Source organism: Aeromonas rivipollensis (assembly GCF_037811135.1).
Lineage (GTDB): Bacteria > Pseudomonadota > Gammaproteobacteria > Enterobacterales > Aeromonadaceae > Aeromonas > Aeromonas rivipollensis.
The window spans coordinates 97,637-111,893 of record NZ_CP149130.1 but is presented as its reverse complement, the minus strand read 5'-3'; the positions used below and the strand labels follow the sequence as shown (position 1 = coordinate 111,893).

General features: G+C 65.1%; 13 protein-coding genes. 3 read left to right on the top strand and 10 right to left on the bottom strand.

Features of this window, described 5'->3' with window-relative positions; all coding sequences use genetic code 11:
• Window positions 1-16: 16 nt before the first annotated feature.
• From WIR04_RS00510 to rph, 5 genes are all read right to left on the bottom strand, one after another.
• The gene (locus WIR04_RS00510) at window positions 17-1,171 is read right to left on the bottom strand and encodes a diguanylate cyclase (RefSeq protein ID WP_338889680.1); all 1,155 of its coding nucleotides are present in this window, start codon (window positions 1,169-1,171) and stop codon (window positions 17-19) included.
• Window positions 1,172-1,327: 156 nt separating this feature from the next.
• Window positions 1,328-1,717: a Cu(I)-responsive transcriptional regulator gene (gene cueR / locus WIR04_RS00505; RefSeq protein ID WP_005323722.1), complete on the bottom strand. Its 390-nt coding sequence runs from the start codon at window positions 1,715-1,717 to the stop codon at window positions 1,328-1,330.
• A complete protein-coding gene (locus WIR04_RS00500; protein ID WP_338889678.1) occupies window positions 1,714-4,125 on the bottom strand; it encodes a heavy metal translocating P-type ATPase in 2,412 nt (803 codons plus the stop codon). The genes cueR and WIR04_RS00500 overlap by 4 nt, the downstream gene beginning before the upstream one ends.
• A 189-nt stretch (window positions 4,126-4,314) precedes the next feature.
• The gene (gene pyrE, locus WIR04_RS00495) at window positions 4,315-4,968 is read right to left on the bottom strand and encodes an orotate phosphoribosyltransferase (RefSeq protein ID WP_025328762.1); all 654 of its coding nucleotides are present in this window, start codon (window positions 4,966-4,968) and stop codon (window positions 4,315-4,317) included.
• Window positions 4,969-5,051: 83 nt separating this feature from the next.
• On the bottom strand, window positions 5,052-5,768 hold the full coding sequence (gene rph / locus WIR04_RS00490) for a ribonuclease PH (RefSeq protein ID WP_025328763.1): 717 nt from the start codon (window positions 5,766-5,768) through the stop codon (window positions 5,052-5,054).
• 147 nt (window positions 5,769-5,915) lie between these two features.
• Between rph and WIR04_RS00485 the strand changes: the two genes are divergently transcribed.
• Window positions 5,916-6,779, top strand: a complete 864-nt coding sequence (locus tag WIR04_RS00485; protein ID WP_163157541.1) for a YicC/YloC family endoribonuclease — start codon at window positions 5,916-5,918, stop codon at window positions 6,777-6,779.
• Between the two features lie 233 nt (window positions 6,780-7,012).
• Here WIR04_RS00485 and WIR04_RS00480 read toward each other — a convergent pair whose 3' ends face one another.
• From WIR04_RS00480 to waaF, 3 genes are all read right to left on the bottom strand, one after another.
• Window positions 7,013-7,894 carry a DMT family transporter gene (locus WIR04_RS00480; RefSeq protein WP_025328765.1) on the bottom strand — a complete coding sequence of 294 codons (882 nt, stop codon included), beginning with the start codon at window positions 7,892-7,894 and terminating at the stop codon, window positions 7,013-7,015.
• Window positions 7,895-8,040: 146 nt separating this feature from the next.
• Window positions 8,041-9,318 carry a lipid IV(A) 3-deoxy-D-manno-octulosonic acid transferase gene (gene waaA, locus WIR04_RS00475; protein ID WP_338889672.1) on the bottom strand — a complete coding sequence of 426 codons (1,278 nt, stop codon included), beginning with the start codon at window positions 9,316-9,318 and terminating at the stop codon, window positions 8,041-8,043.
• A gap of 1 nt (window position 9,319) precedes the next feature.
• Window positions 9,320-10,417 carry a lipopolysaccharide heptosyltransferase II gene (waaF, locus tag WIR04_RS00470; protein WP_338889670.1) on the bottom strand — a complete coding sequence of 366 codons (1,098 nt, stop codon included), beginning with the start codon at window positions 10,415-10,417 and terminating at the stop codon, window positions 9,320-9,322.
• Window positions 10,418-10,706: 289 nt separating this feature from the next.
• Here waaF and WIR04_RS00465 point away from each other — a divergent pair, with 289 nt between their 5' ends.
• Window positions 10,707-11,495, top strand: coding sequence for a glycosyltransferase family 2 protein (locus WIR04_RS00465; protein ID WP_338889669.1), 789 nt, complete (start codon window positions 10,707-10,709; stop codon window positions 11,493-11,495).
• Between the two features lie 58 nt (window positions 11,496-11,553).
• On the opposite strand, the gene WIR04_RS00460 is transcribed toward WIR04_RS00465, so the two are convergent.
• Complete coding sequence (locus tag WIR04_RS00460; RefSeq protein WP_338889668.1) at window positions 11,554-12,597, bottom strand: glycosyltransferase family 9 protein; 1,044 nt, start codon at window positions 12,595-12,597, stop codon at window positions 11,554-11,556.
• A gap of 223 nt (window positions 12,598-12,820) precedes the next feature.
• Between WIR04_RS00460 and coaD the strand changes: the two genes are divergently transcribed.
• Window positions 12,821-13,303, top strand: coding sequence for a pantetheine-phosphate adenylyltransferase (gene coaD / locus WIR04_RS00455; protein ID WP_025328770.1), 483 nt, complete (start codon window positions 12,821-12,823; stop codon window positions 13,301-13,303).
• Between the two features lie 75 nt (window positions 13,304-13,378).
• Here the strand turns inward: coaD and WIR04_RS00450 are convergent, their stop codons facing one another.
• Window positions 13,379-14,257 carry a VirK/YbjX family protein gene (locus WIR04_RS00450; RefSeq protein ID WP_338892413.1) on the bottom strand — a complete coding sequence of 293 codons (879 nt, stop codon included), beginning with the start codon at window positions 14,255-14,257 and terminating at the stop codon, window positions 13,379-13,381.

The window sequence follows — 14,257 nt, the reverse complement described above, 5'->3', positions numbered from 1 at the left end:
ATCTGTCATGTGAAACTCAGGCAACCTTACCCATCAAGGCTACTTCGATACGATCCCGGCCATTATGCTTGGCCTGATAGAGGGCCGCATCCGCTTTTTGGATAAGCTCGGTGATGGAGTTGTGCTGATCCGGCACCAGGGTCGCCACCCCGAAGCTGCAACTGACCCGGCCGGATACCCGGGACTTGTGGTGGGGAATGCCCAGGGTTCGCAGGGCCGTTTGCACCTGTTCGGCGATCTGCATGGCCCCCTGCAAGGTGGTGCAGGGCAGCAGCAGGGCGAACTCCTCCCCGCCGTAACGAGCGGCCAGATCGTCTTCCCGCCGCAGCACCTCGGCCAGCAGGCCCGCCACTTGCTGCAGGCACTGGTCCCCCAGCTGATGGCCATAGTGATCGTTGAACTGCTTGAAGTAGTCCACATCCACCAGCACCAGGGAGAGAGGCGCCCTGGCCCTGTGACAGCGGCGCCAGGCTCGCGCCAGGGTGTCGTCCAGGTGAGCCCGGTTGGCGATGCCGGTCAGGCCGTCCAGGCGGGAGGTGAGCTTGAGATGCTCCGAGACCACCTTGAGTTCGGCCACCAGGTCGGCGTTGGAAAAACTGTGGTAGAGGGAGGCTACCTGATCCCGGCGCAACCGGCGCAGCAGGGTCGGCAGGAACACGAACAGGTAACCCGCCAGCATGCAGGAGACGATCCGCTCCTGCTCGTTGCCGTCGCTGAGCTCGAACAGCATGGCGAACCCGAGCGGCAGCACTGCCCCATAGAGGGTGCGGCGACTGCCGAACAGCATGATGGCGCTGCCGGTGAGGATCAGGCTGGTGAGCATCATCATGGCGGCGCGGTAGGTGTCCGGCAGTCTGTCCATGTAGAGCAGCACGCCAAGCGCCCAGATGATGGAGGTGATGGTCACCCCTATGAAGAGCTCCCGCTCCAGCACCGGCAGCGGGAGCTCTGCCAGCCGTGGCTGACGCCAGCGCAGGTGCCACCAGCGCCCCAGCAACAGCAGGAAGACCAGGCCAAGCCAGCCGAGCGCCTCCCTAGCGGGCAGGTAGTCGTGGAACAGCAGGCTCCAGCTGATCGCCAGCAGCGCCAGACAAGGCAGGCTGAAGGAGGCGTGGGTATAGAGCTGGACCATGATGGCCCGCCGCACCTGGTGATTCACACTCTGGGTCAACTGGGTACTCCCTGTACAAGAGCCGCACAGTTTAACACTCCCTTTTCCTGCTCAACAATCAATCGCCCGCTATTAAGCAGCCACTCAGCCCCCAATCCGCCGTGCGCCGCGCAGCACAGGCAGGATCCCGGGACACTCCAGCCTGCCCGGGCTCCCTCAGCCCTTTTCGAGTTCGTCGAGGATGGGGCATTGGGGATTCGCGTCCCCGTGGCAGCACCCCACCACCTCCTCCAGGGAGCTGAGCATGGCCTGCAGACCGGCGATCCGGGCCCGCAGATCGACGATCTTCTCCTGCGCCAGCTTCTTCACCTGGGCGCTGGTCCTGTGCTCGTCCCGATAGAGCGCCAGCAGCTCCTGGCACTCCTCGAGGTTGAAGCCGGTCTCCCGCGCCCGCTTGACGAAGCGCAGCTCCCGCAGAGCACCGTCTGTGTAACTGCGATAGCCGTTGTCACTGCGCACCGGAGCCGAGATGAGGCCGATGCTCTCGTAGTAGCGAATGGTCTTGGCGGACAGCCCAGTGGCCTTGGCAACCTTGCTGATGTTCATGGATGACTCCTTTGCGATTCAGATTGGCGCTGGCCACCCGCCCTGGGCTGCCAGCGTTTCAGTAACAGGGAATTGCTCAATACCGTGATGCTGCTCAGGGCCATGGCCGCCCCCGCCAGCTCGGGGCTGAGATAGCCCAGCGCCGCCAGCGGAATGCCGATCACATTGAACACGAAGGCCCAGAACAGGTTCTGCTGTATGGTGCGCCAGGTGGCCGCCGAGATGTCGATGGCATCGGCCACCAGCCGCGGGTCGGATCGCATGAGGGTGATGGAGGCGGTCTCCATCGCCACATCCGAGCCTGAGCCCATGGCGATCCCCACGTCTGCCGCCGCCAGCGCCGGGGCGTCGTTCACCCCGTCCCCCACCATGGCCACCAGGCCCTGGGTGCGGGCGCGCAGCGCCTCCACTTTCTCCACTTTGCCAGCGGGCAGCACAGAGTCAAAAGCCCCGTCCAGCCCCAGTTTGGCGGCGATATGGGCCACCGGTGCCGGGGCGTCGCCGCTCACCAGCCAGCTGGCAATGCCGCGCTGGCGCAGGATGGCGATAGCCTCGGGGCTCTCTGGGCGCAGGGTATCGGCCAGGGCGGCGATAGCCACCGCAACGCCGTCGATGGCGACCCAGACCCGGGTCGCGCCGTCGGCGGGTGCTTCATCCTGTTGTGGCGGCTCAATGCCGAGCTGAGCCAGCAGGGAGGCGTTGCCGATGGCCACCTTGTGACCCGCCACCTGACCGAGAATACCGGCACCGACCCGTACCTCCACGGCTTCGGGCTGGGGCAGCGCCACCTCCTTGCCGATCGCCTCGCGCATCGCCAGCGCCAGCGGGTGCTCGCTCGCCTGTTGCAGGGCGGCGGCGAGGCGTAGTTGTTCGTCGGTGCCGCTCCAGCTCGCCAGCACGGGTTTGCCCTGGGTGAGGGTGCCTGTCTTGTCGAAGATGAGCGCCTTGATGGCGTGGGCCTTCTGCAGGGTATCCACATCCTTGATCAGAATGCCGTGGCGAGCCGCCACCCCGGTGCCGGTGACGATGGCGGCCGGGGTCGCCAAGCCGAGGGCGCAGGGGCAAGCGATGACCAGCACGGCAACGGCGGCGAGCAGCGCCTGGCCGAAGTCGTTACTGTAGGCATACCAGGCCAGCAGGGTGAACAGGGCGATGGCCATGACCACAGGCACGAAGATGGCGGAGACCTTGTCCACCAGCTGCTGCAGCGGCGCCTTGCCCATCTGGGCACGCTCCACCAGGGTGATGATCTTGCTGAGGCTGGAGTCCTCACCCACGGTCGTGGCCTCTATCTCCAGCACGCCGGAGCGGTTGATGGCGCCGCCCAGCACGGCATCCCCCAGTGCGCGCGGCACCGGCAGGCTCTCGCCGGTGAGAATGGATTCATCCAGCTCGCTCTCACCACTCAGGATCTTGCCGTCCACCGGCACCCGCTCCCCCACCAGCACCCGCAACCTGTCGCCGCGCAGCACCTCGTCGATGGCGACGCTCTGCCAGGCCTCGCCGCGCCAGACGGTGGCGGTGTCCGGCCGCAGCGCCATCAGCTCGCGAATGGCGGACTGGGTGCTGCGGCGGGCTCTCGCCTCCAGCAGTTTCCCGAGTGAAATCAAGGTAATGATGATGGCACTCGCCTCGAAATAGAGCTTGCCGCTGGCGGCCATCCCCAGGGTCAGCAACAGATAGAGGCTGTAGAAATAGGCGGCACTGGTGCCTGTCACCACCAGCACATCCATGTTGGCGGCGCGGTTCTTGAGGGCAAGCCAGGCGCCGCGATAGAAGCGGGCCCCGATCCAGAACTGCACCGGAGTGGCGAGCACCAGCTCCAGCCAGGCGGGTAGATGCCAGGGCAGCAGGCCGGCCATGGCGACCATGCCCACCAGCAGCGGCAGGGTGAGCAGGGCCGAGATCACCACCTGAGTCAGCGCCTGGCGGGCGGCGGTGGCCTCCTGCTCCTCACGGGCCAGCAGTTGCTGACGACGCTGGCTGACGGAGCCTTGCGCCAGCTGGGCACCGAAGCCCAGCGCTTCAATCCGGGTGCGCAGGGAAGCCGGGGTCTGGGTGCCGGGCACCAACAGGATGCGGGCCTGCTCGAGGGAAAAATTCACCTCGGCCGAGATGACGCCAGGCAAGGCAGCCAGCATCTTGTTCAGCCGCGCCGAACAACCGGCACAGGTCATGCCACTGATTTGAAACGACACTGATTCACTGCCATAGCCGTACCCCTGCGCGGCTATGCTGTCCAGCACAGCTGGCAGACGATCGCTGCTGGCGAGCTCGATGGCCGCCTGCTCCAGCGCGAAGTTGACGCTGGCCGATACCCCATCGAGCTGATTGAGGGCGGCGGTGATGCGGCTGGCGCAGTTGGCGCAGCTCATGCCGCTGACGGGAAGTTGAATATGCATGGTCATGACAATCCTCCTCGGATAGACCAGCAAACCTTAACCTTTACTGTAAGGGCAAGCTCAAGTGAGCGCACCAACTTTTTGTGCAAATAAGAAACGGCGCCTTTTGGCGCCGCTGATGCGATCTGCAGCATACCGATTTGCTCCCTTCTCCCCTCGCGGGAGAAGGGACGGGGATGAGGGGAAAGCGGGTCGTCAGATGCCGTACTGGGCGCGATAGGCCTGCATGGCCGCCAGTTGCTCGGCCAGCGCGGGCTGCTCTGCCAGCTTCTCTTCCAGATACTGGATCAGGTCGCTCATCTGGATGATGGCAATGATGTGGGCGCCGTAGTCACGCTCCACTTCCTGGATGGCGGAGAGCTCGCCCTTGCCCTTCTCCTGACGGTCCAGGGCGATCAGCACGCCGGCCAGGGAGGCGCCGTTGGCCTGGATCAGATCCATGGATTCGCGGATGGCGGTCCCGGCGGTGATGACGTCGTCCACCAGCATGATGCGCCCCTTGAGCGGGCTGCCCACCAGATTGCCGCCCTCGCCGTGATCCTTGGCCTCCTTGCGGTTGAAGCACCAGGGCACGTCTACGTCGTGCTGCTCCACCAGTTGCACCGCGGTGGCGGAGGCGATGGGGATCCCCTTGTAGGCCGGGCCAAACAGCACATCGAATTCGATGCCGGCATCCATCAGGGCGGCGGCATAGAAGCGGCCGAGGCGGGCCAGATCGCGGCCACTGTTGAACAGGCCGGCGTTGAAGAAGTAGGGGCTCTTGCGGCCGGATTTCAGGGTGAACTCACCGAATTTGAGAACCTGTTTCTCCAGGGCGAACTCGATAAATTGACGCTGGTAGGCTTTCATTCTGGCTCCTTGCTTGGCTTGTCGTTTACTGGTGTGGGGGTATAAAAAAACGCGGTCAATGCCGCGTTTTTCAAATCAGAAATTCAGGAGAGCGCCTGCTTCTGCAGCGCTATGATGTCGTCGATGCCGCCCTTGGCGAGCGCCAGCATCGCCAGCAGCTCCTCGTGGGTGAAGGGCTCGGCCTCGGCGGTGCCCTGCACCTCTATGATGCGGCCGTCTTCGGTCATCACCACGTTCATGTCGGTCTCGGCGGCGGAGTCTTCTACATACTCCAGATCGCAGATGGCTTCGCCCTGATACATGCCGACGGAGACGGCGGCGATCATCTGCTTGAGCGGACTCTGCTTGAGCATGCCCTTCTCGACCATCCAGTTCAACGCATCCACCAGGGCCACGCAGGCACCGGTGATGGCGGCGGTGCGGGTGCCGCCGTCGGCCTGCAGCACGTCGCAATCCACCGTGATGGAGTGTTCGCCCAGGGCAGTCAAGTCCACGGCGGCACGCAGGGAGCGGGCGATCAGTCGGGAGATCTCCAGGGTGCGACCGCTCTGCTTGCCGGCGGCCGCCTCGCGGTTCATGCGCGAATGGGTGGAGCGCGGCAGCATGCCGTACTCGGCGGTGACCCAGCCCTGACCCTTGCCTTTCAGGAAGCGCGGCACGCTGGTGTCGACGCTGGCGGTGCACAGCACGCGGGTGTGGCCGAACTCCACCAGCACAGATCCTTCCGCATGCTTGGTGAAGTTGCGGGTGATGGTAACCGGGCGCACTTGCGCGGCACTGCGATCGCTGGGACGGGACATGGGACTGACCTCTGGGCTGGCTCAAATTGGCGGGGGATTATAAGTGATCCCGCCCCAAATATCAGCCGCTAAAACCACGGCATCGGCTGACGGGGCAAGCCTGGCTGAGTATACTGGCCGCACACTTCATCAAGCCCGGAACAATCAATGATTCACAGCATGACCGCCTACGCCCGCAAGGAATTCAAGGGCGACTGGGGCACAGCCGTTTGGGAAATTCGTTCGGTCAACCAGCGCTATCTGGAAACCTACATCCGCCTGCCGGAGCAGCTGCGCAGCCTGGAGCCGGTACTGCGTGAGCGTTTCCGTGCCAAGCTGCAGCGCGGCAAGGTGGAGTGCAACCTGAGGTTCGAGGCAGCCCAAGCCGCCGCCAGCCAGCTCCACATCAATGAAGAGCTGGCCAAGCTGATCATCGACAGCGCCAACTGGGTGATGAAAGAGGCGGGCCAGGGCCAGCTCAATCCGGTGGACGTGCTGCGCTGGCCGGGTGTCATGGCTGCCGCCGAGCAGGACATGGACGCGGTGGCCACCGAGCTGCTCGGCGGCTTCGATCTGACCATGGAAGATTTCCTCGCCTCCCGCGCCAGCGAAGGGGCCAACCTCAAGGCGCTGATCCAGCAGCGTCTGGACGGCATCCAGGTGGAAGTGAAGAAGGTGCGCGTCCACCTGCCGCAAATCATCGAGTGGCAGCGCCAGAAGCTCACCGACCGCCTGGCCGAGGCCAAGGTGGAGCTGGACCCTGCACGCATCGAGCAGGAAATCGTGCTGCTGGCCCAGAAGATCGACGTGGCCGAGGAGCTGGATCGCCTGGAGATGCACATCAGCGAAACCATCAAGATCATGAAGAAGGGTGGCGCCTGCGGCCGTCGCCTCGACTTCATGATGCAGGAGTTCAACCGCGAGTCGAACACCCTGGGCTCCAAATCCATCAACGCCGAGGTGACCCAGTCCGCCGTCGAGTTGAAAGTCCTCATCGAACAGATGCGCGAGCAAATTCAGAACATCGAGTGATCCCTCTCGCCGATGCACCAGCCTCCGCCATGCGGGGGCTTTTTTATGTCATATCCCCAGGACGCTCTACGGCATGGCCTCGTCGCACAATCCACCGCAACTTGAGCCACCTTGTCATCGAGGCGATGGCGGCGCGGCCATGGGACGACGCCCTGCCCAAAAGAACGGGCCTGCAAGTGCAGGCCCGTTTTCATTTCCGATAGCCACCCCGTTACTGTCGATGGAGCGGCCACTTATCCATTGGATGCTTTGAATTTGCGGCTTCGCAGCAACAGGGGGAGCTGGTAGAGCACCAGAGCCCCCAGCACCAGACCGGCGCCGGCCAGCTTGGCAGGGCCCAGCGGCTCGTCATAGAAGAGGGTGCTCAGGATCAGGGTCCAGACGGGTTCCAGCAGCATCAGCAGGGCGGCGTGGGCCGTGGTCATCCGGCTCAGGGCATGGGTGAGCAGCCAGTAACGCAGTGTGGTGGCGATCAGGACGCTGGCGGCAAACCAGCCCCAGATTCCCTGGCTGATGTCGGCGGGCCACTGCTCTGTCAGCAGGGAGAGCAGGGTGCCGATCAGGCCGGTCACCGCCAGCTGGATGCAGGTGAGCCAGGTAGGGGGAATGGACTGGGCGAAGTGGCGGTGCACCGCGAGCTGAACCCCCAGGGTGGCAGCAGCGGCCAGAAACCAGAACAGGGACAGGGACACGCCCCACTGGGTGCTGCTGGAGAGTAGCAGCAGGCCGGCCACGGCGATGGGCAGGGTGAGCCAGTAGTGGCGGCCGGGCCTGGCCTTGAAGGCGGCCCAGGCGGCGAGCGGCGCCATCAGGGTGGCCACGCTCATGATGAAGGCGCCACTGCCAAGCGCATCGCTCTGGCTGATGGCGGTGACCCAGAACAGCAGGCTGGCCCCGAGCAGGGTGCCGCACCCGGCAGCACGCAGCAGTTGCGAACGGCTGGGGGGCGGCTCCCGCAGCCAGGCGAGTGGCAGCAGCAGCAGGGCGGCCAACAGGAAGCGGCTGCCGATAAAGGCGGCGGTGGGCAGTTCGCGAATAGCCTCTTTCGAGAAGAGCCAGCCAGCGGCGGCCAGCAGGGTGACCAGTATCATCAGCAGCAGGGGAGCGCGGTTCATCGGGGCATCACAGGGTCAAGGCAAAGGGCAGAGCATAAAGGAAAGCAGGCCGGATTGCCTGCGGCGTTTTGCCCCTGCCCCGGGATCAGGCGGGACTATGAGCGGGTACGGGATAAGGCACTGGGTGGCCACCAGGGCCACCCGCGCTAGTCGTTTTCCAGTGCGGCGAGGCAGTGGGACAGGGTGCGCGCCAGCGCCCCCTGGTTATGCAGCACCACGGCACGGGCCTGCTCCCCCATCTGGCGACGGGCGCCCGCATCGCCGAGCAGCATATTCACCTTGTCGCCCAGGGCATCTGCATCCGCCACCACGGCGGCCCCACCCTGAGCCACCAGCTGGCGGGTGATGTCGCTGAAATTGAAATAGGCGGGGCCGGTCAGGCAGGGTTTGCCGAGCGCCGCCGGCTCCAGCAGGTTGTGGCCACCAATCTTCACCAGGCTGCCGCCGACGAAGGCCACATCAGCCGCCGCCAGCATCAGCGGCAACTCGCCCATGGTATCGCCGAGATAGACCTTGTCCGTCTCGCTCACCGGCTTGCCCTGACCCTGGCAATGAGAGCGCAGCACGCAGCCGTAGGGGGCGCACAGCTCGGCCACCCGGGCAAAGCGCTCGGGGTGGCGCGGCACCAGGATAAGCAGGGCAGACGGATGTGCCTTGAGCACCCGATCGAAGGCGGCCAGCACCTGCTCGTCTTCCCCCTGATGGGTGCTGGCGGCGATCCAGATCGGCCGCTCCTGCCCAAGCTGCTGGCGCAGGGCGCGGCCCCGGGCCTGCACCTCGTCGCCAAACTGGATGTCGAACTTGATGGAGCCGGTCACCGCCAGCCGCTCGCGGCCTATGCCCAGACGATGGAAGCGATCCGCGTCGTCCTGGTGCTGGCACAGCAGATGGGTCAGCGGATGGCTGAGGGCATCGAAGGCGCCCTGGAAACGGGCATAGCGCTGGCAGGATCGCTCGGAGAGGCGGGCATTGAGGATGGTCACCGGCAGGTGGCGCGCCTCGCAGGCCGCCAGCCAGTTCGGCCACAGCTCGGTCTCCATCACCCAGAGGGCGCGGGGCTTGAAGGTGGCCAGAAATGCCGAGACCGCCCAGGGGTAGTCCAGGGGCGCATAGCGATGCACCACCAGATCCCCGAGCTTGGCCGCCTGCTCGGCGCCGGTGCGGGTAGTAGTGGTGAGCAGTATGGGCAAGGAGGGCTGCTCCGCCTTGAGGGCGCGGATGAAGGGGCTGATGGCCAGCGTCTCCCCCACGCTCACCGCATGGATCCAGAGCGGCGCCTCCTGCCCGGTGGCAGGTGCCCGCCCCAGGTGCTCGGCCCAGCGCTTGCCGAAGCCGGGCTTGCCTTTTTTGGGCTTGTAGAGCGCCAGCAGCGCCAGCGGCAGGCCCAGGTGGATCAGCAGGTTGTAGAGCAGCCGATAGATCATGCTATTGGCCTTCGCCGCCGGTCGCGGGCTCAGCCACCGGCTGCAGCGCTATGATCAGGTCCGCCCCGTCACTGCGCTCCAGCCGTTTGCCCGCCTCTATGACCTGCTCCGGCATCAACTCGATCAGGCACTTGAGGTGGCCGAACTTGCAGGTGCGCTTGAAACAGGGGCGGCATTCGATGTCGGTGTGGACTATCTCGACCCTGTCCGCCAGGGGCGGCGTGTAGAGCGGCGAGGTGGAGCCATAGACGCCGATCAGCGGCCGGTTGAGGGCGGCGGCGACGTGCATCAGGCCCGAATCGTTGGCGATGACCCGACCTGCCAGGGCCATGAGATCGATCGCCTCGTGCAGGCTGGTCTTGCCCGCCAGCACGTGACAATTGGGACGGGACAGGGGGTTGATCCGGTCCCGTATGGTGTTGGCCACCTCCACATCCTTGCCGGAGCCGAAGATCCACACCTGCCAGCCTTCATCCAGATGCTTCTGGGCCACCACGGCGTAGTGCCCCTCGGGCCAGCGCTTGGCCGGGCCGAACTCGGCCCCCGGGCAGAGCACCAGCACGGGGCGGGCGCGATTCAGGCAGAGCCGCTCCAGGGCCTTGCCCTGGTTGACGAGATCCACGTGCAGGGACGGATGGGGGATGGACGGAATGTCGCTCCTGCTCTTCATCTGTGCCTTGGGGTAGGCCAGCGCCAGATAGGCCTCCACCATCAGCGGGAAGGCCTGCTTGTTGCTGCGCATGTCGTTGAGCAGGCCGAAGCGGTGCTCCCCCTTCCAGCCGGTACGCACCGGGATCCTGGCAAACCAGGGGATGAGCGCCGACTTCATGGAATTGGGCTGGATGATGGCCTGATCGTACTTTTCGGCGGCCAGCTGCTTGCCGAGCCGGCGGCGGGCCCCCAGCTTGAAGTCACCGTGGCCGAGCGGCATGGGAATAGCCTTGTCCACCTCGGGCATCCGCTCCAGCAGGGCCACGCACCAGGCCGGCGCCATCACATGCAGCTCGCTGTCCGGGTGATTGCTCTTGAGCGCCTTGTAGAGGCTCTGGGACATCACCATGTCGCCGACCCAGGAGGGGCCGATCACCAATATCTTCATCGCACGTCTTCTCTCGGGACTGGCCCGGCTGTTAATCGTTACTGGGCGAGATTATGCCCCAAGAAAGGCCGAAGAAATAACAGAAGATCCCTGCCTGATGCGCAAGAGGCCTTCAGGGCCGCGCTGCGGGACGTGGATGCTCCCTCTTGTCAGCACCGGCGCCCTCTCCCCCCGTCGAAAGCGGCTCGCCATGGCCAGCGGGCCCATGCCCCCGCCGGGGTTTTAGGCTAGAATGGGCGCCAATCCGAGCATGACCCGCCCGCCGGGCGCCAACAAGAGTCCAGAACCCGTGAAAAAACCGACCCTGGCGGCCGTCCTGATCGTCAAGAACGAAGCCGACAACCTGCGCGCCTGCCTCGCCTCCCTCGATGGCCTGGTGGACGAAATCGTCATCCTGGACTCCGGCAGTCAGGATGACACCCCCGCCATCGCCGCCGAATTCGGCGCCCGCTTCTTCGTCAACACGGCCTGGCCTGGCTTCGGCCGCCAGCGCCGCCTCGCCCAGTCCCATGTCCAGTCGGAATGGGTGCTGTGGCTGGATGCGGACGAGCGGCTCACTCCCGAGCTCAAGGACGCTATCAAGGGGGTCATGGCCAACCCGGCTGACGACACCATCTACTCGATTCCCCGCCTCTCCTGGGTGTTCGGCCGCTTCATCCGCCACAGCGGCTGGTATCCGGATCGGGTGCTGCGCCTCTATCCCAGGGCGCTCACCGGCTACAACGAGGCGCTGGTGCACGAGAAGGTGGAGGTGCGTGCCAACATGAAGATCGTCAACCTGCACGGCGACCTGCTGCACTTCACCTACCGGGATCTGGAGCACTATCTGGTCAAATCCGCCGGCTACGCCAGGGCCTGGGCCGATCAGCGCACCGCCCGTGGCAAGAAAGGCTCCCTCGGCCAGGGGCTGGTGCACGCCGTCGGCTGCTTCCTCAAGATGTACCTGCTCAAGGCCGGCTTCCTCGACGGCAAGCAGGGGCTGCTGCTGGCCATCCTCTCGGCCCACTCCACCTTCGCGAAGTACGCCGACCTCTGGATCCGCCAGCAGCCACAGGCGCCGGACCAGGCCCAAAAGTAAGCAAGCATCGCGACCCCCCCATGACGAGACAGGGCCCCGAGGGGCCCTGTCTGCATTCTCAGCTCTCTGCCCGCCAGAACGGCGGTGCCCAGCGGGCGATCGCCGCCGCCATCGTCTTGGGATCGAGCTGGCTCATGTCTTCCGGGTGATCGCTGTCTTCCGGCGGGCTGAAGGCCAGATGACGCCCCTCGCTGTTGAGCGGACGCCAGCGCAGCGGCGTGGCGGAGCGGTGTGCCGGGAAGAAGCCGATGGTGGGCACGTCCAGCGCCGCTGCTATGTGCAGCGGTCCAGTGCTGCCCGCCACGAACAGGGCGGCATTGGCCATCACCTGACAGAACTTCGGCAGCCCCTCGTCTGAGCGGTAGATCCAGCCGTTGCCGCCGTGGGCCAGCAGCTCGGCCGCCAGCTGTTCCGCCTTGCTCTCCTCCCCGGGCCCCGCCGTCAGCACGCACTGCAGTTCAGGGCAGGCCTGGTTGAGCTTGATGATGAGGCGCGAGTACTGCTCTATGGAGAGGTTGTTGGCCGAGCCGCCGCTGCCGGCATGCACCATCAGCCAGGGGCGGCTCGCATCCAGCCTAAGCCGGCTGGCGACCTGTTCGCGCACCTGTTGCAGGCTCTCGGGATCGAAACTGAGGTAGGGCCCCCGGGGCTCCACCGCGCTCAGTTGCTGGTCGGCCAGGAAGCGGCGCACCAGATCCAGGTTGTACTCGTACTCCGGCTTCTGGGAGCGGGAACGGCGCTGCACCAGCCGCTGGTTGTAGAGCACCTGGGCCAGCTTGGTGGCCGGAGCCAGCCGGTAGGGAATGTGCGCCTTCCACACCAGCTTGGCGTTACGGGTGTTGGAGAAGAGGCAGATGGAGGCATCGAAAGCGGCCGCCTTGATGCGGGCCAGCAAGGCGCGTTGCTGTTCCTTGTCGGCCCGGGCACCCGGATCCAGGATGATCTCGTCGATCCAGGGACAGAGGCGGGCCAGCGGCGCCGTGTAGGCGGGAACCAGGGCAGTCACATGACACTCCATGGAACGCTTGAGCATGGCAAAACTCGGCCAGGCCAGCATGAAGTCACCAATCTTGTCATTGCGTACTACCAGAATACGTTTCATAAAAAATCCCTTTGCTCCCTGTCACCAATGCAGGGAGGCTTGATGCGCGGTGCGGGTATTCTTGCCTGATGCAGGGCTATTCTCAAGCGAAGACGCCGAGGGGCCCTGATTAGGGCGATCAAACCTTGGGCGTCGCGCCAGAAATCCGCGCCATCCCGGTCGCGACAAACCACCAACAGACTCTATAATGCGACCAATTTTCCCGGTTGCAGGAATCAGCAGCATGACCAACAAGGTAATATATCCCGGCACCTTCGACCCCATCACCAACGGCCACACCGACCTGATTGGCCGGGCCGCCAGGCTGTTTGACGAGGTGGTGGTCGGGGTCGCCAACAGCCCGAGCAAGCGGCCGTTGTTCGATCTGGCGGAGCGCGTCCTGCTGGCCCAGCAGGTGACTGCCCACCTGCCCAACGTCAAGGTGGTGGGCTTCTCCGGCCTGCTGGTGGATTTTGCCAAAGAGCAGCAGGCCAACGTGCTGATCCGGGGCCTGCGCGCCGTCTCCGACTTCGAGTACGAATTCCAGCTGGCCAACATGAACCGCCGCCTGATGCCGGAGCTGGAGAGCGTCTTCCTCACCCCGGCGGAAGAGAACTCCTTCATCTCCTCCACCCTGGTGAAGGAAGTCGCCCTGCACGGCGGCGACATCCACCAGTTCGTCGATCCCCTGGTGGCGCAGGCCATCGCCGCCAAACAGGGCAAGTGACAACGCAAACAGGCTACCCGAGGGTAGCCTGTTTGTCGGGGCAGCTGGCGCAGCCCCGGTCTCCCGCCCCTGCCGTCAGTCCGGCGCGCGGTTCAGCGCCTGCTGACAGTTGAGCGTCAGCTCGTCCAGCCAGGCGTAGCGACGCCGGTACATGGCGCGCTTCTTGGCGGCCACCTCTTCCAGCGGCTTGCGCACCGCGGGCTGCAACCGCACGAAGTTGGCATCCTGATCCAGGGCACCGAACTCCTGCCACAGCTCGTCATAATCCGCCTGCAGGCAGGCTTTTTTCTTCTTGCTGTAGCGTCTGGCCTGGAAGATGTGCGCCTTCATCCGCACGGCCGAGACACGGCTTGCCCCCATGGCCCCGGCCAGCGCCATCACCAGCATCACCACCAGCGACTTGGGTCTCAGACCATGGCCCGCTTTGGTCAGTGCCCGTACCTGCTCCTGGGGCTGCTCGACACCGGGCTCGGGCCCCTGCACCGAGCCGATAACCAGCGCCAGATCGTGCTCGCTGCCCGCCAGCGAGAAGGCGCAGCTGTAGAGCCGCTCCCCCTGTTCGTTGACGATGGAGAGGGCCAGTTCGGCCTCCCGCCGGAAGGTGCCGTCGTGGCGCAGCACCAGGCGACAGCCGCCCTCGGGGTAGCGGCCGAGTTCGATCCCCTCCCCCAGATAGAGCGGGTCGATCAGGTCAGGATAACGGGCCAGCAGCAGCCGGTAGTGATCCTCCATCATCCTGACTCGCTGGTTCACGGTCGAGCAGGCGAAGCGATAGGGTCGCATCGGCTTGTCGAGCAGCTCGGGGTAGTGGGCAGGCAGGGCCCTCAGGGGTTCTGTCTGAAACAGCTCGAACACCCGGTTCAACTGCGGCCGGTAGAGCAGACTGCGCAGCACGAACTTGCCGCGATTGAAGGTCTTGCGGGCGCTATCATCGGGATAAAGGAAGCGGGCCAT